Source organism: Sphingobacteriaceae bacterium, from assembly GCA_016715905.1.
GTDB lineage: Bacteria > Bacteroidota > Bacteroidia > B-17B0 > Aurantibacillaceae > Aurantibacillus.
The window spans coordinates 161,826-186,316 of sequence record JADJXI010000005.1 but is presented as its reverse complement, the minus strand read 5'-3'; the positions used below and the strand labels follow the sequence as shown (position 1 = coordinate 186,316).

The window sequence follows — 24,491 nt, the reverse complement described above, 5'->3', positions numbered from 1 at the left end:
ATGAAAAGGTTTTTAGCACCTCTGTTACTAGTTGGATTTCTAATTCAAAATGGAAGTCAAGTTAGCATATTAATTAAATTTTACCTCAACCAAGAATATATTGCAAATAATTTATGTGAGAATCGAGAAAAGCCTGAATTAGGTTGTGAAGGAAAATGCTGTCTTGCTGAAGAACTTGAAGAAGATGTCACATCCAAAGAAGAACAAAAAGCTCCTAATCTCAAAGAAGAAGGAATTCAATTATTAAATCACGAATCAAATTATATAGTTTTTAAAAACATAAGCTTGCCTTGCCTCGAATACTTGGATATGGCTAGTAGCAAGACGCTTATAGGCTTTTCTACTTCAATTTTTCTTCCTCCCGAAAAGGTATAAGTATCAGGCCAAACACATTTTCTTTGCCGCTTAAATTAAAATTATTTTAGTACAGGCACAAGGCTTTGCTTTGGTGTGATTTTTTTTTGTGAAACATATTTCACACAATAAGTTATTATCAATATTTATTTAAATTACTATGAAAATCATAAATACAATTTTTAAACAAGCGCTATGCGCAATATTTTTATTTACTATTCTTACTTCTTCCGCACACTATGGTCCACGTGGCCTTGTAGGTGGAAACGTTACTTGTGGTACACATGTATGTAGTCAAAGTAAAGTGAACTTTTCACAAGAGAGTGTTTTAAGTTTAATTTAAAGTTAAGTTAGTTTTTTGATGTTTCATAATTTTTCTCATTTTTTCATATTCCTCCCTTCTTTTTTTTAATGAATTTTGTTTGATTTTTTCTCTTTCTTTTAAAATTAGTTCTCCTCGTCCAAAATAAACATCAGCAGGCGTTAGATTTTTTAAAGACTCATGATAACGAGCATTGTTGTAATTTTCCACGAACTTTTCAATGGCCGCAATTAATTCTTCCGGTGAATAATAATTATCAAGCTTCACAACGTTTTTCATTGTTCGGTGATAACGTTCAATCTTGCCTTGCGTTTGCGGATGCATGGGTCTGCCGTGTACCTGATCCATTCCATGATTGTCTTTCAAATATGTTTTGAGTTCGCCTGCAATGTAACATGAACCATTGTCGGATAATAATCTGGGCCGTTGTTTAGTTACAATTCTTGCTTTTATAATTGCTCTGTCAACGGTTCTTTTACGTCCTGCACTTTCATTCCTGCACAAAGCTCCCAGTGTACAATATAACGGCTGTAATCATCTAAAACGGTACTCAAGTAATACCAACCCCATCCAATTATTTTAAAGTAAGTAAAATCAGTTTGCCACATTTGATGAACGAATCCTGTTTTGTTTGTAAACTCATCTTTAGCTGCTAAAAAAATATGCTCGGGTGTTGTTATCAGTCCTCTTGCTTTTAAAATCCGGTAAACACTCGATTCAGAAATAAAAATTTGTTGTTCATCGGTTAATTTGTGCGCGAGCTCTCTTGACGATAATTCAGGACACTCTAAAGCAAGCTCTACAACTAAGTTTTTTTGTTCCCGGGGTATTGTGTTCCACTGCCTGTTAGAAGTGCGCTTACAAGGCTCTAAACCATCAATACCATTGTCGGAATAGGATTTGTACCAATTGTAAAACGTGCTTTTGTTTAAACCGATTTCGCGAAGCGTTTTATTAACGCCGATTTCGGAACGGACAACAATTTTGATTATCTCTTGTTTTTCGGAAGCTGTAAATCTCATATACTTTTTGAATTTTACAGATTCTCCAATATGTTCAAGCTTTTTTTTTACGATATCATAGCGCAATACTAAATCAGCTACGGTTTCCTTTAGCTTTTGATTTTCTTTTCTGAGCTCCGCTACTTCATCACTGGTTGCTTCCCTGGTTGTATCCCCTGATAATCTCTTCTTTCCCGCTTCTAAAAACTCTTTGTTCCATTTATAGAATTGAGATGGGTTAATGGAATACTTCCTGCATAATTCAGCTACTGGCATCTCAGCTCGTATAGCTTCCATTACAATATTTATTTTTTGTTCTGAACTAAATATTCTTTTTGATTTACGACGTATCTCTTTTATAAAGTTCTCCGCTGTTTGTTTTTTCTTTGTTTCCATAGTATTATAAATTTATTGTTTTTCTGGAAACACTCTCTTAGTTTTAGTTAAATTTAGTCCACTTTATGCTGACGATTTACATCTTAAGTAGTGAGTAACAGCCATCACATAGAAAGTGGGACTATCATGGGAACTGTTTCGGGAACAGCCTTGACCGTATTGGCGAACATAGGTTCATCAGATATTTTAAAAACAGCAATCCTTGCGGCTATTGGAGCTGTTGTTAGTTTTTCTGTTTCTGTTGGATGTAAATGGCTAGTTAAAAAACTGAAGCGTTAGATTGTTTGTAAATGCAAATTTAAACCGCCCCCCTTCGATAAACTCAGGGACTGGGTGGTTTTTTTATTATATTTATGCTTACAAACGAAAACAAATAATTAAAAATGGGTGAGTAGCGCTTATCCGCAAGTTACCAGCAAGCCGCCGGGACAAATCCCGGTAGACAAAAAACATTCAGACAATGACAAGTCATAAGCCATTAAAAAGTGTATCGCACAACTTCGGACATTCGTTCATTAGTCTTATGAACTACATTAATGACGACTATTTTCTCGGACATTTACTAAAGCAATCTCGGCTGACCAACTTAAGCAAACTTTACGTGCACATTCTCGCAGACACCGCGACACCTGACGGACTGCTGACAAAACCAATTCGTGACTCAATTCATCATTGGTGCAAATGGTTTCCAGACCTGGTTAAAAATAGCGGCTCGACAATGGACTATGTTTCTAAAGCTACAATGACAATTGAATTTGATCTCAACAAAACATTACCAAAACAAAGCGGACACGTAGAAGGCCCTTTACCTGTGAAATAAAAATTATCGACGACAGAGGACGAGAATATAAACATGTTCATTCGGGCTGGTGGTATCCCGAGACCTAAATAAAACTGTGTGCGTCGGCCAGCTGGTAACACAGGTCTTGCTCCATTTTTTGCGTGTTAACGCTCAAATGCATAACTTGGACAAGCAAAAAACGGCGCAAGCCCCGAAAACGTTAGCTGTAACCTAAACAAACCAAGAACCAATGGGAAAACATATGCAATTGATATTACCAAAGTATTTTACACTTGTAGGCTTAATATTTACTTTGTCTTCTTGTAATGGACAGGTTAAGCAAGACAAAACTGAAGATAATATAACGACAGGAAAAATAGAAAACCCAAATGGGAATGCTTATTGCGGCTTTTTAGATAAAGACGACAACCTTTGGTTTGGAACTACCAACGATGGTGTTTATAAATTTGATGGTTCAAATTATGTCCATTTTACAGAAAAAGATGGGCTTTCTAACAATAAAATATCTTGTATTTATCAAGTTGATAATGGCGATTTATGGTTTGGAACAGCAAACGGAATTTCCGTTTTTAATGGAACAAAATTTACACATTTAAAAATTCCAGAATATAAAATCTCAACCGATTGGCTTAAAAAATCATATCCGATGGTCAATCCAAATGAAGTACAATCTATCGTTCAAGATAAAATGGGAATTTACTGGATAGGAACAAATGGAGCTGGAGCATATCGTTACGATGGCAAATTATTCACGAACCACTTATCGGAAATTGGCGATACTATGCCTGATGGACTTTATCACAACGTTATTCAAAGCATTACAGAAGATAATAATGGAAACTTATGGTTCGCCTCAATGTCTCACGGTGGAGTTCACAAATTTGACGGAAATACCTTTACTCAATATATGCCGAAAGATGGAATAAGTGACGACCAAGTAAGAACAAGCATAATTGATAGAAAGGGTAATATTTGGATTGGATTTAATGGAAATAGAGAAAGTGGCTTGACTACTTTTAATGGAAACTCATTTAATACTTTTTCAGCGAAAGACGGACTATGCACCAAAAATATTAGAGCAATTTACGAAGACACAAAGGGAAATTTATGGATTGGTGGACAGCAAGGTCTTTGTACCTATAACGGAAAAGAATTTAATGGATTTGTTGATAGTAAAGGCAAAAAATACGAAGGAATAGTTTTTATAATTGGAGACAAAAAAGACAATATTTGGTTTGGCGGAACATATGGATTTTGGAAATATGACGGAAAAGTGGTAACTGATTTGACAAGAAGGAATTAATAAAAGGCTACAGCTAACAGCAGTTTGGCAAAATGGCGGGTTCAGTGCTAAATTGAGCATTAGGAGTTCTAATAAACTTTAGTGCTAAATTGAAAGTAAGTACTTCAAAATCCGCCACTTCGCAAAGCCGAGAAACGTCAGGTTGTGAAAAAATTCAGTTTATTTTTTGGATAGCAAATTTTTGATTGTAAAATTTATTGAGGCTTACATAATTTGTATATAGGGATAGCAAAATTTTAGGCTGCCATTTTTACTTCAAAAAATAATGTTCTTATAACAGCTTCTTTTTTGTTAGTTTTTTGTGCATAAAGCCATCCCTTGTTATACTTTGGCTTCCAGGCATGGAGTTTTTTGCATCAGTTCTTCAAAACCAAGTATGTTTATTGTTCGTTTTATGTTATAAACTGTCATAATTAATGCCCATTCCCCATTTACTTTTTTTTAATCCTTTAAGGTTAGTGTAATTATAGCCCCAAACTCTTTTTATCGTGCCAAAAATATGCTCATTAATTTCTTGTCGTTTGCGATAGAGCCCGTATTGTTCTTTGTAATTTTTATTATTTATTTCTATTGCCTCTGCATATTCGCTTCGTTCTATTTCCCTTCTACCATCAGCCTTTGCTGTGCATAGTTTTAAAGCAGCACAGGTTTTACATGCTGTGGTTCGGTATTTTTTAAATTTATGAGAACCATTGTCGCGTTTCTTTGTGTGCCAGGTACCGGTTGTTGTTAGTGTTTGCTTTTGCGGGCAGGTGTATGTGTCATTCTCTTTATTATACGTGAATTTAGTTACTAAATAATCTTTAGTGGTGCCTTTATCGTTACTGTTAACTATCTCTTGTTGCGCTACAATGGTGCTTAATCCGTGTTGTTGACACGTTTGTATTTCCTTTGCATTGTTATATCCTTTATCTGCTAACACGGTAAAGGTCTCTGCTTGTATATTTTCTTTAGTCTCTAATGCTATGTTGCTTAATGCATTTCTATCGTTACGATTAATTGTGTGGGTTGCTACTACTAATTTATGCTTGTCATCTACTGCCGCTTGTGTATTGTAACTTACCTCTACTACTTGACCTTGTATTAATAAGGCTCTTGCATCTGCATCCGTTGTGCTTATTTGCGGTTCGTTACTTTTAGTTAAGTAATCCTGAAGTTGATCATACTTTATCTTTTGCGTTTTAAGTCTTCCTAATTTCTCTTCTATGTTTTTTACTTTTTCGTTTTGTTCGTTTTTATCGCAGGCATCTAATTCTTTGAGATATTGATTGGCTTTTTCTTCAATGTATGCAAAATGTCTATCTATCTTTTTTTGGTTATAGTTGTTTTTCTTACTATTGTGTGCCCTTACTTTGGTGCCATCTATGGCTATAACTTCTCCTGCTACTAAATCAGCATCTTTTAAAAACAATACAAATAATTTAAACGTGTTGCGCAAGGCTTGGGGATTAACTTTTCTGAAATCCGCTATGGAATGATAGTTTGGTGTTAAGCCATTACACAACCATTGCATTTCAATATTACGGCTACTTTCTTTTGACAATTTACGTGATGAACGGATTCCATTCATATACCCGTAAATGTAAATTTTTAAAAATAACTGATTAGTAAAACTCGGACGGCCTTCTGATTTTACAGATTTATTTACAAAAAATAGTTTTTCTAATTCCAACTTCTCTACAAAGGCATCTATAAATCTAACTGTATTTTCTTTTTCTATACAATCTTCAAGGCTTTTAAACTCAATCTGACTGCGGTTTTTAGAGATTACATTTGGCATAATCAAAGATAATTCATATTCGTTTTTTTTATTTATCTTTATTTCAGTAATAACAAACAGTTGCTGTTAATAACAATGTGTTTTTTCACAGGCTGACGTTAGTGGCAACTCTATGACGATCGTATAAGCCTTGAACAGACCGACAATAAAAATAAAAACGCTCTTATTATTTAGCAACGGTATTCTGTGGTTAGGAACAGATAATAGCGGAGTTTACAAACAATATGGAGAAAAGTTTAAACTAATAAAATGAAAGCAGCAGCTAACAAACATTTGAATCATAAAAATGTAATAATAGAAGTGATTTTTGTGCTTTTACTTGGATTCGGATTATTCATTTATTCATCTACACAAACTGCCTTTTTTACGAATTCTAAAGTTACCACAACTCAATCCTATAATAGCTTTGACTTCATTTTTATTGTTATATACGAACTTATTGCATTAGTTATAATAGCTTATTTTTTAAAATATAGACGATGGACGTATAAAGACTTTAATCTTGACTTCACGCCAATAATGCTTGGCATTGCTCTATTATTAGCTTTTATCCGAATATCTTCAGCAATAGTATTAAATAATTTAATAGAATCACTAAACTTGTTTAATCAAATTACCATTAATGTTTCCGCTATTTCCTTGTAATCAAACGTTTTTAGCATTGCACTCATTGTAATTGTAAATTCATTCTTTGAAGAATTACTTCTGATTGGATATCTTTTTAAACGATTTGAAAAACTTCACCCAGCTTTAATTATTCTAATAAGTTCAATCATAAGAGCATCATTTCATACTTATTTAGGTTGGCAAAATTTACCAAGTGTATTTATTTTGGCATTAATATTTGGACTTTATTACACAAGACAGAAAAAACTTTGGCCAATTATTATAGCTCATGCAATCGGTAATATATTTTATTTTTTTAATGAAAATTATAATTGGATAGAAGTTTAAGAATTAGCATTGTCATAAATTTTAAAATACTAAACCAAATAAAAAAAAGAAATTAATGAAAAACAAATTAAAAACATGCTTATTTTCTAGCATTCTGACCATTTTGACATCTTGCAATGGGCAGACAACAACGCAATCTGAAAATTCAGCCAATTCAGCTTCAATCGGAGACACGGTAAATACGCTTGGAAAAGACATAGCATTTGTTTATCAAGACAAGAAGAACAATTATTGGTTCGCAAGCAAAGACGATGGAGTGTATGAATATGATGAAAACACAATCATTCATTTTACAACCAAAGACGGCTTGACAAGTAATCGCATTGGAGAAATAAAGGAAGATAAATCGGGAAACATTTATTTTATAACTGATAATGGCATATGCCAATTTAACGGAAAGACTTTTAAAGCGTTAAAAGAAAAACCTGGGGTTAATAACGATTGGAAATTAAATCCAAATGACATTTGGTTTAAAAGCCAAGAATATGACGGTTTCGTTTACAGATATGATGGCGAAAGTCTTTTGAAATTAAAAGTTCCAAAAATCAAACTAGGCGAAGATTATATTTCAAAACATCCAAACTATGCAAACCCTTATGCTGTTTTTTGTATTTACACAGACAGCCAAGATAATATTTGGTTTGGTACAGCAACCTTAGGTGCTTTTCGCTACAATGGAAAATCATTTGATTGGATTATTGAAGATGACTTAACAGAACTACACGATGGACCAGCCAATGGTGTTCGTTCAATTATAGAAGATAAAAATGGGGATTTTTGGTTTAATTCAGCATATCGTTATACCATATATGACGCCAACTCTAAGCCAAAAAATCAACAGGACAAATCAACATTTTATAAGAGAATAAAAAGTATAGGTAGTTTAGATGGAAGCAAAAACAACGATTTTGCTGAATACTTATCCATCGCAAAAGTGTAAATCGTCAGCATAAAGTGGACTAAATTTAACTAAAACTAAGAGAGTGTTTCCAGAAAAACAATAAATTTATAATACTATGGAAACAAAGAAAAAACAAACAGCGGAGAACTTTATAAAAGAGATACGTCGTAAATCAAAAAAGAATATTTAGTTCAGAACAAAAAATAAATATTGTAATGGAAGCTATACGAGCTGAGATGCCAGTAGCTGAATTATGCAGGAAGTATTCCATTAACCCATCTCAATTCTATAAATGGAACAAAGAGTTTTTAGAAGCGGGAAAGAAGAGATTATCAGGGGATACAACCAGGGAAGCAACCAGTGATGAAGTAGCGGAGCTCAGAAAAGAAAATCAAAAGCTAAAGGAAACCGTAGCTGATTTAGTATTGCGCTATGATATCGTAAAAAAAGCTTGAACATATTGGAGAATCTGTAAAATTCAAAAAGTATATGAGATTTACAGCTTCCGAAAAACAAGAGATAATCAAAATTGTTGTCCGTTCCGAAATCGGCGTTAATAAAACGCTTCGCGAAATCGGTTTAAACAAAAGCACGTTTTACAATTGGTACAAATCCTATTCCGACAATGGTATTGATGGTTTAGAGCCTTGTAAGCGCACTTCTAACAGGCAGTGGAACACAATACCCCGGGAACAAAAAAACTTAGTTGTAGAGCTTGCTTTAGAGTGTCCTGAATTATCGTCAAGAGAGCTGTGCACAAATTAACCGATGAACAACAAATTTTTATTTCTGAATCGAGTGTTTACCGGATTTTAAAAGCAAGAGGACTGATAACAACACCCGAGCATATTTTTTAGCAGCTAAAGATGAGTTTACAAACAAAACAGGATTCGTTCATCAAATGTGGCAAACTGATTTTACTTACTTTAAAATAATTGGATGGGGTTGGTATTACTTGAGTACCGTTTTAGATGATTACAGCCGTTATATTGTACACTGGGAGCTTTGTGCAGGAATGAAAGTGCAGGACGTAAAAAGAACCGTTGACAGAGCAATTATAAAAGCAAGAATTGTAACTAAACAACGGCCCAGATTATTATCCGACAATGGTTCATGTTACATTGCAGGCGAACTCAAAACATATTTGAAAGACAATCATGGAATGGATCAGGTACACGGCAGACCCATGCATCCGCAAACGCAAGGCAAGATTGAACGTTATCACCGAACAATGAAAAACGTTGTGAAGCTTGATAATTATTATTCACCGGAAGAATTAATTGCGGCCATTGAAAAGTTCGTGGAAAATTACAACAATGCTCGTTATCATGAGTCTTTAAAAAATCTAACGCCTGCTGATGTTTATTTTGGACGAGGAGAACTAATTTTAAAAGAAAGAGAAAAAATCAAACAAAATTCATTAAAAAAAAGAAGGGAGGAATATGAAAAAATGAGAAAAATTATGAAACATCAAAAAACTAACTTAACTTTAAATTAAACTTAAAACACTCTCTTGTGAAAAGTTCACTTTACTTTGACTACATACATCGCCTTGCATAATAAGGATTTTGCCATTAAAATTACTAAGCTCATCAAGTGGTGAGGTTTTTAGAAATGAACTCCACCTCAGATGAGTTAAACCCCAGAATTTCTTTTGCGTAGATAAAGGGTCTGCCAGAATACGTTGCCAAACTTTTTCTAATGAATCAATACGTTGCTCTTTATTTTTGTTAGGAGAGTTAAAGAATACGCCGGAATCAGCAAACTGGTATAAACTATACAACTGACTTGGGCCTTCTCCAGCTAATATAGCAGAATGTGTAATCCTTTTGTCTAGTAACCTTGCAACTCTTGCAGCAACAATACCACCTTCTGAATGACCTACAATTAAAATTTTTGTAGTGTCGATGAGTTCGGTTTTTAAAACATTTTTAATTGCATTAACGATTCTATCTGACCAACTTTCTAAAGAGAATTTTTTGTCGAAATCAAGATTTACGGAAGTATTCTCTAAATAATACACGCCGGGTTTTTCAATAATGAGAACCTTGGCATTTTTTTCGCAAGCGTAAGCAAAAGAAACATGACCATGCTTTGGAATTATTTTACCGGATGTGTCAGAATCGAAAAGTGATGAATAACCTGAGCCTTGAATATAAACTACGAGAGGAAGTGCTTTTTGCTTATTGAATTCAGATAAGTAATATGTTATTGTATCGTTATTAGTTTTATCGGAAAGATCATATTTATAATACGGTTGCCTTTTAACCTTTACCGTTGAAATAATATTCTGAGCTAGTGTAATACTACAAATGAATTGAAAAGCAAATGCGAGTTTCAAGAGATTCATACTGCCAATTTTAATTAACTATTTCGAAAGCGGTCACAGGATGAACCTCCCAACAGGTGCCACGCCAATTTTTTTTGCCGATTTTGTTTTTGGGATCGGAGACATAAGCTTCATCTTCATGAGAACCATCGAAAAATAACCAGCCAGTAAATGTTACCATTTTACCTACTATAAGACTTTTTACTTCAGATGTTGACCAGTCTTCCCCATCTTCGAACATCAATTTTCGAATGCGCGGAGTGATCTCGAGAATTAATGTATTCTTAACCCCCTTTAGTTTTTTAGTTGGGGTTATTTCAATATGTGCATCGGTGAATGCCACTTTTGACGCATGGCAATTGCATGTTTCTTTTGAGCCACCTTTTACAACACGAACATAGCCGGTTACTTTAACGGCCATGTTTTGAGAAAGCTTGGGATCATCTCCTTTAGCATTTAAAAGATAGTTTATTGTTATGGATTCATCAATATCTTTTTTCTTAGGAAAGTTGTATCTGTTTTTAAAAGGGTTTTGCTTTATTTCCTGCTCTCTTTCTGCATCACCTTCCATAGGGCAGTCTTTACCCTGGATTTTCATTACGGATTGAGAATAGCTTATACAGGTTTGAAAAAGGAATAATAGTAAGAGAAGTTTTTTCATAGTAAGTAAAGATAGTAATTAATGGAGAAAGGTAAAATTTTGTCTTATAGTGATATGTATTGTAACTATTTTGGAATTAAATCCAAGGGTGCAATTTGGCCAATTATTGATTTAGCATTATTAGATTTTACAGCTTCAATTACACCTGAGGAAATTTCATTATTGGTTAGCCATCTTGATGAGTTGTTTTCAATTTTGAATCCTAAAAATATTTCGCGGTAGATAAGTTTGTTATTTAGGGTTATAGGATTAAAAGAACTGTTTTTTGCTGCATCATAAAATATAGAGCCCTTAATATGATAAAGAACCGTTCGATCATTATACTTCTTAGCCAAATCAATAAATTGTAGCAGTGAATTAGAGCCCTCTGAATGAACCCAGCTAATTATAATATCGAAAGCGCCATGATTTTTTATCTTTTCACCAATTACTTTTATAAAATCGGCTGTTATTGTTTAATCGATTGAAAGGATATCAAGTGCTTTCTTATCAGGAAACTTCGATGTGAAGTAATTTAATTTTTTAATATCGCGACCAACAATTGTTACATGAAAATTATTTGTGATGAAGAATTCTGTTGCATCTCGCAACATACCTGTACCTCCTATGATCAAAACTCGTTTCATTAGACATTAAATTTACGCAGATGCAATTTAATAAAAAACAGGTAAAAACCAGCTTACGCAATCCGCCAGGGGACAACCTTACCTTTGCTGACCTTTTTATTTTTAAACGTAGATATTTCTACTTTGAAAATGGAAATTTCACCTCCACCAAATCCTTTTGTTCAATAGGAAATGGATTTTGAAATTGACTGGAAGTAATAATTAAGGAATTTGAAGTGGATTAATAACATTCTGCTCAAAAGACCTAAGTAATTCACGACGACCCTGAATTTGATACGGAACTTTATCGAATTCGCCCCACGCTGCTAGGAATGCTGACTTGTATTCTGGTGTAGGATCCATAAGACCTGGTTGAATATAACTATCTACCATAAAACTATTGCAACGATTTTGGTCTCTTTTATAGTAGGATTTAAAGTATAGGCCAATTGAAATTTCTGTAATATATGATTTAAACTTTTGAGTCAATTTCTCGCTTTCACAGACGGCTTTTACGCAACCACCAAGACACTTGGATGCCTCATATGAGTGAACATCATTGTTGTTTTCATTACAATATTTGATCCAATCCCTTGTGTTTGAAATGACTTCGTAAATAATATAGTGAGCGTTTGTTGGGAATTCAGCTTCTTGATCAATTTCATTTATTTCATTAATATCAATTAGTTCAATCAGTAAGTCTACAAAATACCTGTAATAATGCAGCCAAAAATGGGATTCCTTTTGTTCAACAATAGCTTTTCGAACCATAATGTCAAAAAACCAAATTGAATTAAATGTAACGGTCGACCATAAAATATCTTTTTCGTCGTATGCCTTATTAAAAAGTGAGAGAAAACCATTTTGTTTTTCAAACTTTAATTCTTCGATGGCACACTCGCCGAATGGTTTCCAAACAAGATTATTCTCTATAACATCTAAATCAGTTAGTAAAGAATTTAAGATCTTATTTTCTGATGGTAGTCTGTATTGGAAACCACCTTCACCATAATTTTGATTGTTTTTTATTTCTCTAAAAAGAAATTGATTTTTATTCCGTAGTAAGGTCTTAAGATAGGTTGAAATTACCTCCTCATTTGTAAAACTTCGCTCTTTGAATAATTCAACGATATCATTAAAAAAATAGGGTCTCAGGCTTGCGGTTTTTTCAATGAAATCATCACGAGAGATGATTTCAAAATAGATATTATTTGCATAAATAATGTTGTTGCTCCGCACATTATTATCAGATAGGTGCTTTAGTAAATCTGCTTTATGATATTTCTCGTAAAGAGTGATAATATTCAAATGTTCTTCGTTAAAAAGTAAGCTATTATAATATGCGATAACTTTTGATTTATTTTCGGCTGGAAATAGAGCGAAGAATACTTTATAAATAAGAAACAAAACAACTAATAACGTGACAACATATGCCCAGTCTTTTGGAAGAAGACCACTTTCCGACATGAAAGAATCGAAATAAATACCGATTTGCCAGAAATACTCAAAGAAAACCAGATAATTTATGAGGCAAAAAGCAGACCCTAATAGCGCGTAGTCGCTATTAGTGAACTTCAAAAGAAAGAAATCTCTATTGCGTTCACTAATTAAAGTAATAATCGCTATTACTAAACCTATAAGAGTTATTAAGTCTGAAACACCCATTTGCATAAAGATAAGTATTTCAGGTAAAACTGCCTTGAGCTGGAGGTGGGAGAAACGGAAGGCCTGCATAACTATGAGAATTGTGCGGTTGGGTTATGCAGGACGGCCGTTTGTGAGTGCGAGCCTTCTTGCGAGTGGAGCGAGGGTGGGAAGGCCTGGACTGCGAAGAGGAACGATGAGCAGGGGGCCGACCTATTTTGCAAGCGTGGCAATAGATCAAAGGCCTTTAGGTTTTGGTGTTAAGCCACGCGATAGCAAAACGAGGCTAAAGGAGGCGCAAACGAAAAAATAAATTAATGCCGCAAAGAGGTTTGCGACCCTTTAGCCGAAGCCCGAGCGACCAGCAGGCGAGCCTATAAAAAAGGCAGCCGGTGGACTGACAAGCGACTGAAATGAATGGAATGAGGATTGACCAGGGGAACGAAGCATGAGTGAACCGGGCAACCGGAATGCAATGAATGAAGTGGCTTGGAAGTACAAGGAGGCTGCCGTGACGACTGACGCAGACCTTGCAAAAGACGTGACAATACTTTTAACCCGCTGAGTAGCGGAATGCAATGAGCAACGGAAGCGGGCAAAATAGCTTTTGCAATGCCGTTAAATAATACTTATTGCAAATGCTATTTTGGTTTGGCGCGAACTTTTGCGGACAAGGAAGGAGGAACGCCGCTTTACCTGTTACGGAATCTTTTCACAACTAATCATCGTTTGTAATAGTGTAATTCTGCATTATCTCATTAATTTGTTTTAATGAAATCCCCTTTAAAATCGGTTCTCCTTTAGAATTACTAACTACAACAGGCGCAAGAACACTAAATTCTAATGACTTTGTTTCTTCTTCTAAAATTTGAGTGCTCTCAATCGATAGATCATTCCAAAACCAAAATTGTGCTGATTTCTTAGATTGCTTAGCCACTTTAAGTTTTCTATCGAGCTTTTTAATCATCTCCTTCATGTTGTAATTTTGAGGAGTTAATTTACATTCTATCAAGATTATCTCATTGGCATTTGAAATAACTACATCTTTTTCTCCCTCTGTACTATTCTTATCTGCATTTAATTCGATACTGTAACTCTTACTTTCGTACTGCTTGCTTCTATAATACTTGCTGCACAAATGATAAACGAAGAGTTCGAAAAGATAAGATCGAGATTTCTGAATTAGTATGGGAATGCGTTTATTTTGGTCGAGAATACTTAACTGCTTATGATCCAAAATATATTTATTGGTGAACTCTTTAAAATTCTCCAAAGGGATAGTTAGTTCCCTCAAAGTTATTTTACCTTCTCTTTTATACTTCTTTATTAAAGCTTCGCATTTTTTATGCTGACTACCTGAGAATCCAGACCAATCTCCACATGCATCCTGGTATATAATCCATCCGCTCGAATAATGATCAGCCGTAGACTTAGTATCAACCAATATCCCATAAGTGAAATTATTTCCTTTCTTATTCTTATCGATTTTGACAGGATGAGTAAATCTAGCTACAACAACTTTAGCAAATTCGCTTTGCTTAGGTTTATGAATAGCCACAGTACCAGCCAACATAGTGATGAAAGCAGAAATACCATGGTGCATTTGAGAATTCCGAGAATCTACAAGCTCAAAAGTGTACCAATACAATGTGGTTTTAATTTGATCCTCCCAACTCAATTTTTCTGTTGATTTTTTCAAAGTTTGCTCTTTTAAAAAGTTGGTAAATATTTTTTTGTCGTAGTTTTTCTTCGAAAAACGGAAATAATCATTAATTCTATGTGGTTCTACTTTATATTTATCTGATAGTGGGTGAGTAATTTCATTCTGTATATGATAAAAGTAACTGTCGAAACAAGTTTGTTCTTTTAGTTCAAACTCCTCATTCATCATATCAATCATTGGATCACCGGTTTTTTCCTTTTCTAAATATTTGTAGTCCCTCCAAGAATCAGTCAAATGCATCTGCTGAATAGCGGTTTTATTGTAGAATTCTTCTCCCATTAACTGAAACAGAAGAAATTGAATGGCAAATTTGTATCCTTCTAAATAAAGGATCTTTCTTTCTTCTTTTGTCCAACTGGGAGATATTGGGTTGTGGAAATTTGCTGTTGGCCCGTTGTTATTTATTTGCACCATGTATGTGTGTGCGAAATCGATGAGCAACATGTGTTCGGCAATTTCCCGATTAACGCCTGCTTTTTTAAGTATAGTTACATTTTTTTCAAACAACAGGTCAAACTTAGAAAGAATTTGTTCATCAAATAATTTGACATTAGTTTTCAATTCTCTATAGTCTTTGGACTTTAAAATTGCTTTTACTAAAGGTTTAAGATGTTTCAGAAAAATAGTTTTTTCACAAGTGTTTTCTAATTGATGTAATGGAATCAGTTCAGAAATAGCACAGTTCAATAAAAAATCATTTTTTATACCCAACGATTGATCGATAGAAATGCCATGTAAAAAGGAATTTAAACAGCATTCCAATGAAAATTTGTACCCCTCAAATATTGAGTTGCTATTGGTTATTGATGGATGCTTTCCCTTAAACCACTTTTCAAACTCCTCAATTTCACCGAGCACTTTAAATGTTCGTGAGGAGGCGAATATTTGCGAGATTATAAATGACATTTTTATTTATTTTCCTTCAGCTCCTCTTTTTCCTTAGGTAAATTAAAACCATGTCTTTGAAATGGCCACTCAGCGGTTTTAAAAGAATTCACATCACTATGCAATTGATCCCAAAGCTGATACTTACACTCTTTTTTATGGATGTTTTTTAAAGAAAGATTCACTAAATACTTTGAAAAATTTTGTTTCGTGAGCTGATTTTCGCTTTGATCCCACATATAACTGTCCCTTTCGGCTTCTAAAACATACGGATACAATAAAATTTCGGAGAATTTTGAAACTAGGTCTTTATAGCTAGAAAAAATGCCCGGATTTAAGCCGGAAACATTCTCAATAGCAAAAAAGGTCAAGAAAATAAACTCGGTAAAATTAACTGCCATTGCCTTCGCTTCGTATCCTCCAAAATACAACGGCTTAAAATCATAGAACAGATCTGTCAATTGCTTATTCTCATCAGCCTTCAAATGCAAAAGGGAGACTGATAGAAGTGTAATCCCGGCGCGATACTTTGGTTCATCAAGGTAGTAAAGATTGAAACGATCTGTATAATTCCTGTTTGCCAAATCTTCCGGAATACCCAGCTTAACTTTATTTATTGAAGCAACAAATTTTTTTGCTATCGTTTCAAAATGGGTCGGTTCAATCGAATGTAAATCGATTTTTAACGATTCTAAAAAGGAAAGAAAACTTAAAAATTCCACGGGAAAGTTTAATGCATTTATCAGATCATTTAACGATTCATCTTTTTTCGTAACAATAGCTCGCAATTTTGCTTTCATCAAATCTCTGAATCTTTCATAAATCGGTGTATTTCGTTTACTTTCATACCTGATAAATCCAAATAAATAGTAAATGGTATGCTGTGCAATTGAGTTTTTGTTCTTGAATATATAGTCGATGAGTTCCTTATTCAGCCAGGACGGAAGCTCTCCGGAACCATCGGTTTTCTCTAACATACTTGCAACAAGGAAACTTACCTCATTAGAATCCGAACCAATCAAATCTTTTAGTTCTTCGGGAGTCAATTCGAAATCGTGATACATTGTAGCACGTAATAAAGGGGATAGTTGTTTTACATAATCATAGCGTAACGGTTTGCCATCTTCTTTAACCAAAGTATAACAATACTGACTTAAATCACTAAACCCGTGCAAATATTGAGCTTGATTAAATAAATCGAGCCATTCGGATACGGTGCTCGGATTTTTTTTCGAGATGTGTGTGTGCGAATAGTAATTTTTAGCTATTTCCTTTACCATAATACTATAAATTTTTTCTCTTTTCTCCAAAGGAAGGGCTTTAACAAACTGGTCAACGAATTGCTCCTGACCTTCACCTGAGAAATCCATCCTTGTTGTTAATATGAACAAATTACAAAGTGCTACCTCATTAGATTCAAACTCCTTCAATAATTGAGCTAACGTTTCTGTTACTTTCACCATCATATCCGGCAGGTTTTTTCCTTCCAAAGAAATATAACCCAAATTGAAATTAAAAGGTTCTCTATTATTTTCTTCTTTAAAGGCGCGAGAAAAATGAAGACCCTCAATTTCAATTTGAGATTGAGAAAGAAGCAGCACAATCTCCAAATTTGGCACAGAATTTTCTTTCAAAATTCTCGATATCTCGGTCTTAAATTTTTCCATTTATTGACAAAGATTTAGTAGCGTGGGATAAAATACTTGAATATTTCGAAAAAATAATTTCTTTTTGTGCTTTATCGGTAATCTCGATAAAATCGATTTCCTTTAAATCGCCAAAACTGTTGGTGACGACGATTACTTTTTCCAGTATAGGTCTGCCATCAACCTCTTTGAATCCCAACCAATACCTATTATGAAATTCAGATATACTGCTGTAAAATTCAATATTTAGAATGTTTTCGCTCAGCATTTTTCCCAATACCTTTTCATAAATCTTAAATCTTTGCTCAGTTTTTGTACCTGCTAATTCTTCATTGGATTCGAAATGCTCGTTTGCCCGCCCATTGTAGCCAAGAATAACCAACTTCGTTAACACTTCATCAAAAAAAGAATGACAAATTGCATTTAAAAGAGGCATCTGGAACTTCTTAACTATAATTTGACCGGATTCGATACTATAATCTCCTAGGAAGTACGGATCAGTTATTATTACATTTGGTCCTAAATAGTTAAGAGTTGTTTTAATTGATTCAGAAAGTTTGACAAAATTTGTTTCTTCTCCCGTTAAAAGATCAACATGCCAAGTAAATGGTTCAAATTTATCTACTTTTTTCGGACTCTTACTTTTATTGTGCTTGCTTCCATACGCATCCTTAAATGTATGATCGACCATTTCAACATTAAAACCAACATCCATTATAAAATGAAACGTGGTATCTTGAGCGATCTCTTCATCAACTTTAATTTCTATTTGACCGGACGGTACAGCCTCATTAGAATCCAACACAAAGCTTCCATTTTGTTTGTCAATCTCAGAAGAAGAAAGCAATGCTCCTTCTGTGGACTTTAGTACAGCGGTATATTTTTTAGACTCTTCAAATTTCTCCTGAAGAAATCCAGCAATTCTCTTAGGACCTTCTTTTATTCCATTTCTTACGGCATGGAAACGTAATAAGGGAAAGCGATGTTCTTTTACAGCAATTATGCATTTCTCAATATTTCTGTAGATAAAATCTTTTCCAAAAAAACCGTTCGGAAAAAGAGTGCGAGTTTCAGTACTCGCGGGCTTATATCCGCTTAGAATATCAAGGTTATCCTTCTGACGAAATTTTATTGGAAGTTCGCCAATATTTTTAACAGTATAAATGTCCTGTCTTATCTCTTCGTACGAATCGTTTTCGAATTTTGGGTTTTCATGTTCTGGGAATAAAAACAATATTTGCTTTTCTCCAATAGAGGTCGATTTTCTTTCTACTATACTATTAAATAGAGTATTGAGAATTTCGTCTTTGCCAGTGGCAACCCATTGTTTAATCCCTTCCTTCTGCCATATGTAGGTTGCTTCACCCAATGCGCCTTTATCTTTGTACCAGTAAATTTTGTCATTGGTTACTTTATCCGGCACAGGCTTAAGAAACATAAAAAGTACCTTTTCTCCATCAGGCTCGCTTTTGGAAATAATACTTAAAATACTCTTGTTTGGCTTAAATTCCATTAGTTTTTTCAGGTACAAAGATTATACATAGTGATAGCTGTTGAGTTCCTTTATTTATTTCAAGATTAATATATGCGCCCGGCAATACCCAAATCCTCCCCTCCCAAACACCTTTGTTTATAGCTTTACTTTCAAGTTCCATATCGAATTGATCTTTATTCTCAGAATCATTTCCAAATGAGGCATGTATTTTATTAGTTATAAGTTTTATTTCCTCATAGAATAAATAAGAAAGCTGCATGTATTTATTGGGACGAAGGATAATCCCTTTGCCTGTATCAACATCGTCGATAAACTCAATCAAATCGAAGTAGTCAAAATAAGAGGTAACAGGGCTGTAGAGAGAAGTTAGTCTATTGAACTTAGTAGATTGAGTAGTTTCGATTAATCGGTCAGGAGCAATGTCGATCTTTACCCTATTAATGAAATCCATTATAGATAGTTGCGTATGCGTTACCATATTGCCTGTATAAGCAAAAAATTCCTCCGCAGAAAATACTATAGTTTTCAGTGCAAAATTTTCATACATAACTTTAGCCTTAGTACGGAGACCTTCGTCCTCTGTTATCAGAAAGTCGCTGTAGGTAGCGTAAAATGCGTGCTGAGCATCGTTGGACAGACTGATATAATTTGCTTTCTTGTTTTTCTCCTGGTCAAGCCCGAATAAATTGAGAATCATAAAACCACTTATAAATTTTTGATTAAGAGAGACAGGCTTTCCATTATTGTGCTCATTAATCATTTCATCGAGAGTCTTTCCGCAAGGCGACGCTTTAAGGGTATCATTTATGGTTTGCAAACTAGTATCCTTTAAGGAACTAAATGCAGGTAGGTTCTCCAAACTGTATCTTCTCAAATCTTTAAAATTCTTCTGATCGCTAAGCTGCTCATTGAACTTTTGCATATGATTGAACATATCGGATAATGAAAAAGAAGTATTTAATCCCGGAAATATTTTAGATATCATTTCCAAATCCTGAGGCCTTAAATTTTCAGTGTCAACAGGAATATTATGAATTGGAAGTTCGAATAGTTGTTTTAATTGAGAACTAATCACCTTCATAAGAGGATCTTCATCGTTATTTAATTCCTTCACCAGTTTAGTGTATGTAGTCAAAGTAAAGTGAACTTTTCACAAGAGAGTGTTTTAAGTTTAATTTAAAGTTAAGTTAGTTTTTTGATGTTTCATAATTTTTCTCATTTTTCATATTCCTCCCTTCTTTTTTTAATGAATTTTGTTTGATTTTTTCTCTTTCTTTTAAAATTAGTTCTCCTCGTCCAAAATAAACATCAGCAGGCGTTAGATTTTTTAAAGACTCATGATAACGAGCATTGTTGTAATTTTCCACGAACTTTTCAATGGCCGCAATTAATTCTTCCGGTGAATAATAATTATCAAGCTTCACAACGTTTTTCATTGTTCGGTGATAACGTTCAATCTTGCCTTGCGTTTGCGGATGCATGGGTCTGCCGTGTACCTGATCCATTCCATGATTGTCTTTCAAATATGTTTTGAGTTCGCCTGCAATGTAACATGAACCATTGTCGGATAATAATCTGGGCCGTTGTTTAGTTACAATTCTTGCTTTTATAATTGCTCTGTCAACGGTTCTTTTTACGTCCTGCACTTTCATTCCTGCACAAAGCTCCCAGTGTACAATTTAACGGCTGTAATCATCTAAAACGGTACTCAAGTAATACCAACCCCATCCAATTATTTTAAAGTAAGTAAAATCAGTTTGCCACATTTGATGAACGAATCCTGTTTTGTTTGTAAACTCATCTTTAGCTGCTAAAAAATATGCTCGGGTGTTGTTATCAGTCCTCTTGCTTTTAAAATCCGGTAAACACTCGATTCAGAAATAAAAATTTGTTGTTCATCGGTTAATTTGTGCGCGAGCTCTCTTGACGATAATTCAGGACACTCTAAAGCAAGCTCTACAACTAAGTTTTTTTGTTCCCGGGGTATTGTGTTCCACTGCCTGTTAGAAGTGCGCTTACAAGGCTCTAAACCATCAATACCATTGTCGGAATAGGATTTGTACCAATTGTAAAACGTGCTTTTGTTTAAACCGATTTCGCGAAGCGTTTTATTAACGCCGATTTCGGAACGGACAACAATTTTGATTATCTCTTGTTTTTCGGAAGCTGTAAATCTCATATACTTTTTGAATTTTACAGATTCTCCAATATGTTCAAGCTTTTTTTACGATATCATAGCGCAATACTAAATCAGCTACGGTTTCCTTTAGCTTTTGATTTTCTTTTCTGAGCTCCGCTACTTCATCACTGGTTGCTTCCCTGGTTGTATCCCCTGATAATCTCTTCTTTCCCGCTTCTAAAAACTCTTTGTTCCATTTATAGAATTGAGATGGGTTAATGGAATACTTCCTGCATAATTCAGCTACTGGCATCTCAGCTCGTATAGCTTCCATTACAATATTTATTTTTTGTTCTGAACTAAATATTCTTTTTGATTTACGACGTATCTCTTTTATAAAGTTCTCCGCTGTTTGTTTTTTCTTTGTTTCCATAGTATTATAAATTTATTGTTTTTCTGGAAACACTCTCTTAGTTTTAGTTAAATTTAGTCCACTTTATGCTGACGATTTACAGGGCTCGTCAAACTCTTTCTTTGCAGATAATGTGTCTTGAAGGATTGAAAAATGATTTCCAAAAGGGTCGTAGATCTTTAAGGAATAGCCAATACCCTCTGTTCGAATTTCATCCTTTTCAAAGCGAACACCCAAACTCTTAAATTTTTTATAAGAAGCTTTTATATCTTTTACTTGAAAAGTAACACTTACATTTCCAATACCAGGCTTATCGAATGAATTTGCATTTTTGGAGGATGACAGAATAAGACTAAAACTATTTGTTGAAATTATAGCTTCTGTTTTTGACTGTGTTGTGATACTAAAACCAAAAACTTCTTTGTAGAAAGTGATTGCTTTTTGCAAATCAGGAACTATAATTCGAACAGCGGTAATTTTCAGGTTAAAAGAATCACTAGTCGATTTAAGATCAACAGCATTAGCAAGTAAGGACAAGACTAAAAATAAAGTAGTAATGACTCTTTTTCTCATAGAAAATCGTTTATCAATTTAACTATATGAATTTTTACGCCCTTCATTCAAATTGAATCCTTTTATTTATAGCTATTTAAAATGTAACCTGGGATAGTATCTTTCCGAAGAATCAAGCCATTTAATTTGCCTTTTAATTGTGAATTAGCCGGACTATTGCCTAAAAATATCGATTCCCTGTCGGTGCCATAAAATGAAAGTCCAGCCTCACCATTTTCATATACACTTAGTGAAGCGGCTTCGGATCCTTGGGTACCATCTAATCCTAAAACTACACGGTCTCCTCCCGGAACTTTTAAAATACCATAACCAGTTCTTTCAAAGCCTTTATCGTTATTTATGACAATACCAGTTGATGGACCAATTCGTTTACCAATATTTGGATCTGGAACAGGGTCGCCCATTATAATACGATCAAAACCATTATCATCAACAATAGCAATGCCGTTTGCTGTATTGTTGAATTCTTTATACCAGTTCATGTAATTTGTCCCTTTAAAACCTACATCACCCCAATGTTTCTTAACTTTTGAAAGATTCGTTCTGACTCTATTTTGAGTGTATGGAATTGGAGCTCCGATGAGAATTCTTTCTCTACCCAAAGAATCAACTATTATCAAGCCTCTTGTTTTGATTATATCTTTGCTAGAAGTTTCACGAGATTTAAAAGAAAGGAATCCAAAAATCAAAAGCGCGGATGTTAAGCAGCATAAAAAGACATTTTGCATTCTAACTTGCCTCTCTAGATATTTAATTCGGTTATGCATATCACTAGTCATTGGTAAAAGACAAACTATTTTTCTATAACTATTTTATGAGAAACATACTCTTCGTTAAGTTTAAACCTCATGAGATATGTACCGGGCTTAAGTTTTGAAGCGTCAATTTGACCATTGTGATTTTCTAGGTCCATCACTTTTTTTCCATCAAGCGAGTATATTTCGATTCGTTCTGAAATAGCCTTTGTTTTGGACTCTACAAATAGAATATTTCCTGTTGGATTTGGATATATGGTTAAATCTTGAATAGTATGATCTTGATTTTTTATTGAGGTAATTATGCTTAAGGAACCACCTTCGATTATAGTATAAAACTGGTTAGGGTTAATGTTTGTAATGGTTTGAGTATTGCCAGAAGGCCACTTTATATACATCGTATCAACGGCTGTTGCATTACCTAAACCAAAATGTACTCTTAAATCATTTTGACCTTGAAACGAATTTTGAGCATTAATTTCTCTCAATTGGTATGTTTTGAATGTATTAATGGTTGCAACAGTTTTAATTACAGTACCTATTGCCGATTTATTAGAAGGATTACCAATGAATTTAATATTTACCCATTTTCTGTTACCGGCAAGAGTATCATTTCGAAATAAAGTCCTAGCTGCATTTGAGCCATGAACAAACAAATCTAGATCCCCATCATTATCGTAATCACCATTCACAACACCCGCACTTCCTGCAGGAAGATTTAATGCTCCTGAAATAAAAGAGAAAGTACCATTACCGTTATTTTGATAATACCTTGTAGAAAAATTATCACTTGAAGCAACCATGTCTAAATCACCATCGTTATCATAATCGCCCCAACAATTTGCAAGGAAAGGTAAAGTGGAGCTCCAAGGAGTGCTGACAATTGTGTAAGTGCCGCTATCATTACGATACAATTTAGAAACAGCACCAGCATAGTTTGTTAAACAAAGATCGAAATCTTCATCATTGTCATAATCAATAAAATTATAGCATTGACCGTCTTGCTTTTGCTGTGTAAAAAGACTGTTAGTCATTCTTTGAAGCGAATCTAAGCCCAATTCAATTTTAAGATTTCTATAGCAATAATCATATCCGGGAGTTCCTCCTGGACCAGACGCAACGAATAAATCCATATCGCCGTCGAGATCAAAATCACTCCAGTAAGGAACAGTGTATGGCCTTAGAGAATCAGTAATAGCATAATTTATTTTATTTGTAGGTGTAATTGAAGAAGAAGTGTTAAGGTAAAGTCTGCCGGTAGTATTCAAATTAGAGTGAAAACCAGAAGCGTGTGCGAAATAGAAATCAAGAAATTTATCTTTGTTCCAATCGCCAATAGCACAACCCCAAGAAGGAATTGCGTTTAAATTTGGTATTTGAGAAGATACATCAGCAAAAGTATTGTTGCCATTATTTTTAAATACACGTGAAGGTTCAGAAGCTATAACGCAATCAGGTAAACCATCATCGTTTAGATCAGCCCAACTACTTCCCCCGACAAAGTCTACCCCATTATTTTTTATTGGTGTAAAATTAAGAGTATCAATTGCAGTAAATGTACCATTACCATTATTGAGAAAAAGTTTATTTGGTGCTGCGAACAAATCGATTCTATCATCGCCGTTTATATCCACCCACGACGCACCTAAATACTTACCGGGAATATTTTGATTAAGAATAGGTATGACAGATGATGTTAAGGCTGTCCAGCCATTTTGTGAAATAGAACAAATTGAAAGAAGCGATAGTGAAATAATCAATAGTTTTTTCATAAAATAATTTATTACGAAACTAGTGGTTCATAATAAAATTATAGAAAAACCTTATAAAG

The 24,491-nt window shown here is 34.2% G+C and carries 19 protein-coding genes and 3 pseudogenes; 9 read left to right on the top strand and 13 right to left on the bottom strand.

The genetic code is table 11. From position 1 onward, the window contains the following. Positions 1 to 375, top strand: a complete 375-nt coding sequence (locus tag IPM51_08695; protein ID MBK9284385.1) for a hypothetical protein — start codon at positions 1 to 3, stop codon at positions 373 to 375. Between the two features lie 313 nt (positions 376 to 688). On the opposite strand, the gene IPM51_08690 is transcribed toward IPM51_08695, so the two are convergent. Beyond that, positions 689 to 2,073, bottom strand: a protein-coding gene (locus IPM51_08690) for an IS3 family transposase (GenBank protein ID MBK9284384.1) whose coding sequence is annotated in 2 segments (ribosomal slippage) — positions 689 to 1,152 and positions 1,152 to 2,073 — 1,386 coding nt in all. Because the reading frame shifts where the segments join, the coding sequence is not laid out codon by codon here. A gap of 126 nt (positions 2,074 to 2,199) precedes the next feature. Here IPM51_08690 and IPM51_08685 point away from each other — a divergent pair. The 3 genes from IPM51_08685 to IPM51_08675 all read left to right on the top strand — a co-directional run bounded on the left by IPM51_08685 (position 2,200) and on the right by IPM51_08675 (position 4,178). Further along, entirely contained in the window at positions 2,200 to 2,352 is a 153-nt protein-coding gene (locus IPM51_08685; GenBank protein MBK9284383.1) for a hypothetical protein, read from the top strand. 244 nt (positions 2,353 to 2,596) lie between these two features. Continuing rightward, the gene (locus tag IPM51_08680; protein ID MBK9284382.1) at positions 2,597 to 2,893 is read left to right on the top strand and encodes a hypothetical protein; all 297 of its coding nucleotides are present in this window, start codon (positions 2,597 to 2,599) and stop codon (positions 2,891 to 2,893) included. Between the two features lie 223 nt (positions 2,894 to 3,116). Beyond that, positions 3,117 to 4,178: a hypothetical protein gene (locus IPM51_08675; protein ID MBK9284381.1), complete on the top strand. Its 1,062-nt coding sequence runs from the start codon at positions 3,117 to 3,119 to the stop codon at positions 4,176 to 4,178. A gap of 321 nt (positions 4,179 to 4,499) precedes the next feature. Here IPM51_08675 and IPM51_08670 read toward each other — a convergent pair. Then, positions 4,500 to 5,958, bottom strand: a pseudogene (locus IPM51_08670) (IS1182 family transposase). A 249-nt stretch (positions 5,959 to 6,207) separates the two neighbouring features. On the opposite strand from IPM51_08670, the gene IPM51_08665 reads away from it, so the two are divergent. The 4 genes and pseudogenes from IPM51_08665 to IPM51_08650 all read left to right on the top strand — a co-directional run bounded on the left by IPM51_08665 (position 6,208) and on the right by IPM51_08650 (position 9,311). After that, positions 6,208 to 6,603, top strand: coding sequence for a hypothetical protein (locus IPM51_08665; GenBank protein ID MBK9284380.1), 396 nt, complete (start codon positions 6,208 to 6,210; stop codon positions 6,601 to 6,603). A gap of 15 nt (positions 6,604 to 6,618) precedes the next feature. After that, positions 6,619 to 6,912 carry a CPBP family intramembrane metalloprotease gene (locus IPM51_08660; GenBank protein ID MBK9284379.1) on the top strand — a complete coding sequence of 98 codons (294 nt, stop codon included), beginning with the start codon at positions 6,619 to 6,621 and terminating at the stop codon, positions 6,910 to 6,912. Between the two features lie 55 nt (positions 6,913 to 6,967). After that, complete coding sequence (locus IPM51_08655) at positions 6,968 to 7,852, top strand: hypothetical protein (protein ID MBK9284378.1); 885 nt, start codon at positions 6,968 to 6,970, stop codon at positions 7,850 to 7,852. Between the two features lie 76 nt (positions 7,853 to 7,928). After that, positions 7,929 to 9,311 (top strand): annotated as a pseudogene (locus IPM51_08650) (IS3 family transposase). Here the strand turns inward: IPM51_08650 and IPM51_08645 are convergent. Further along, positions 9,303 to 10,163 (bottom strand): hypothetical protein, encoded by an 861-nt coding sequence (locus IPM51_08645; GenBank protein MBK9284377.1) that lies wholly within the window; start codon positions 10,161 to 10,163, stop codon positions 9,303 to 9,305. The pseudogene IPM51_08650 and the gene IPM51_08645 sit on opposite strands and share 9 nt — an antisense overlap. Before the next feature lie 10 nt (positions 10,164 to 10,173). Next, positions 10,174 to 10,803, bottom strand: a complete 630-nt coding sequence (locus IPM51_08640; protein ID MBK9284376.1) for a hypothetical protein — start codon at positions 10,801 to 10,803, stop codon at positions 10,174 to 10,176. Positions 10,804 to 10,824: 21 nt separating this feature from the next. On the opposite strand from IPM51_08640, the gene IPM51_08635 reads away from it, so the two are divergent. Next, positions 10,825 to 11,025 (top strand): hypothetical protein, encoded by a 201-nt coding sequence (locus tag IPM51_08635; protein MBK9284375.1) that lies wholly within the window; start codon positions 10,825 to 10,827, stop codon positions 11,023 to 11,025. 605 nt (positions 11,026 to 11,630) lie between these two features. Here IPM51_08635 and IPM51_08630 read toward each other — a convergent pair. From IPM51_08630 to IPM51_08590, 9 genes and pseudogenes are all read right to left on the bottom strand, one after another. Then, the gene (locus IPM51_08630) at positions 11,631 to 13,073 is read right to left on the bottom strand and encodes a hypothetical protein (GenBank protein MBK9284374.1); all 1,443 of its coding nucleotides are present in this window, start codon (positions 13,071 to 13,073) and stop codon (positions 11,631 to 11,633) included. 697 nt (positions 13,074 to 13,770) lie between these two features. Continuing rightward, positions 13,771 to 15,681 carry a hypothetical protein gene (locus IPM51_08625; GenBank protein MBK9284373.1) on the bottom strand — a complete coding sequence of 637 codons (1,911 nt, stop codon included), beginning with the start codon at positions 15,679 to 15,681 and terminating at the stop codon, positions 13,771 to 13,773. A gap of 2 nt (positions 15,682 to 15,683) precedes the next feature. After that, the gene (locus IPM51_08620; GenBank protein ID MBK9284372.1) at positions 15,684 to 17,294 is read right to left on the bottom strand and encodes a hypothetical protein; all 1,611 of its coding nucleotides are present in this window, start codon (positions 17,292 to 17,294) and stop codon (positions 15,684 to 15,686) included. A 19-nt stretch (positions 17,295 to 17,313) separates the two neighbouring features. Continuing rightward, positions 17,314 to 18,819: a hypothetical protein gene (locus IPM51_08615; protein MBK9284371.1), complete on the bottom strand. Its 1,506-nt coding sequence runs from the start codon at positions 18,817 to 18,819 to the stop codon at positions 17,314 to 17,316. After that, positions 18,809 to 19,936 (bottom strand): hypothetical protein, encoded by a 1,128-nt coding sequence (locus IPM51_08610; protein MBK9284370.1) that lies wholly within the window; start codon positions 19,934 to 19,936, stop codon positions 18,809 to 18,811. Before IPM51_08610 ends, IPM51_08615 begins: the two co-directional genes overlap by 11 nt. 52 nt (positions 19,937 to 19,988) lie before the next feature. Then, a pseudogene (locus IPM51_08605) lies at positions 19,989 to 21,353 on the bottom strand (IS3 family transposase). Between the two features lie 63 nt (positions 21,354 to 21,416). Then, positions 21,417 to 21,905, bottom strand: coding sequence for a VOC family protein (locus tag IPM51_08600; GenBank protein ID MBK9284369.1), 489 nt, complete (start codon positions 21,903 to 21,905; stop codon positions 21,417 to 21,419). A 62-nt stretch (positions 21,906 to 21,967) separates the two neighbouring features. Beyond that, the gene (locus IPM51_08595; GenBank protein ID MBK9284368.1) at positions 21,968 to 22,594 is read right to left on the bottom strand and encodes a hypothetical protein; all 627 of its coding nucleotides are present in this window, start codon (positions 22,592 to 22,594) and stop codon (positions 21,968 to 21,970) included. Positions 22,595 to 22,698: 104 nt separating this feature from the next. Continuing rightward, positions 22,699 to 24,432 carry a VCBS repeat-containing protein gene (locus IPM51_08590; GenBank protein ID MBK9284367.1) on the bottom strand — a complete coding sequence of 578 codons (1,734 nt, stop codon included), beginning with the start codon at positions 24,430 to 24,432 and terminating at the stop codon, positions 22,699 to 22,701. Between the last annotated feature and the right edge of the window lie 59 nt (positions 24,433 to 24,491).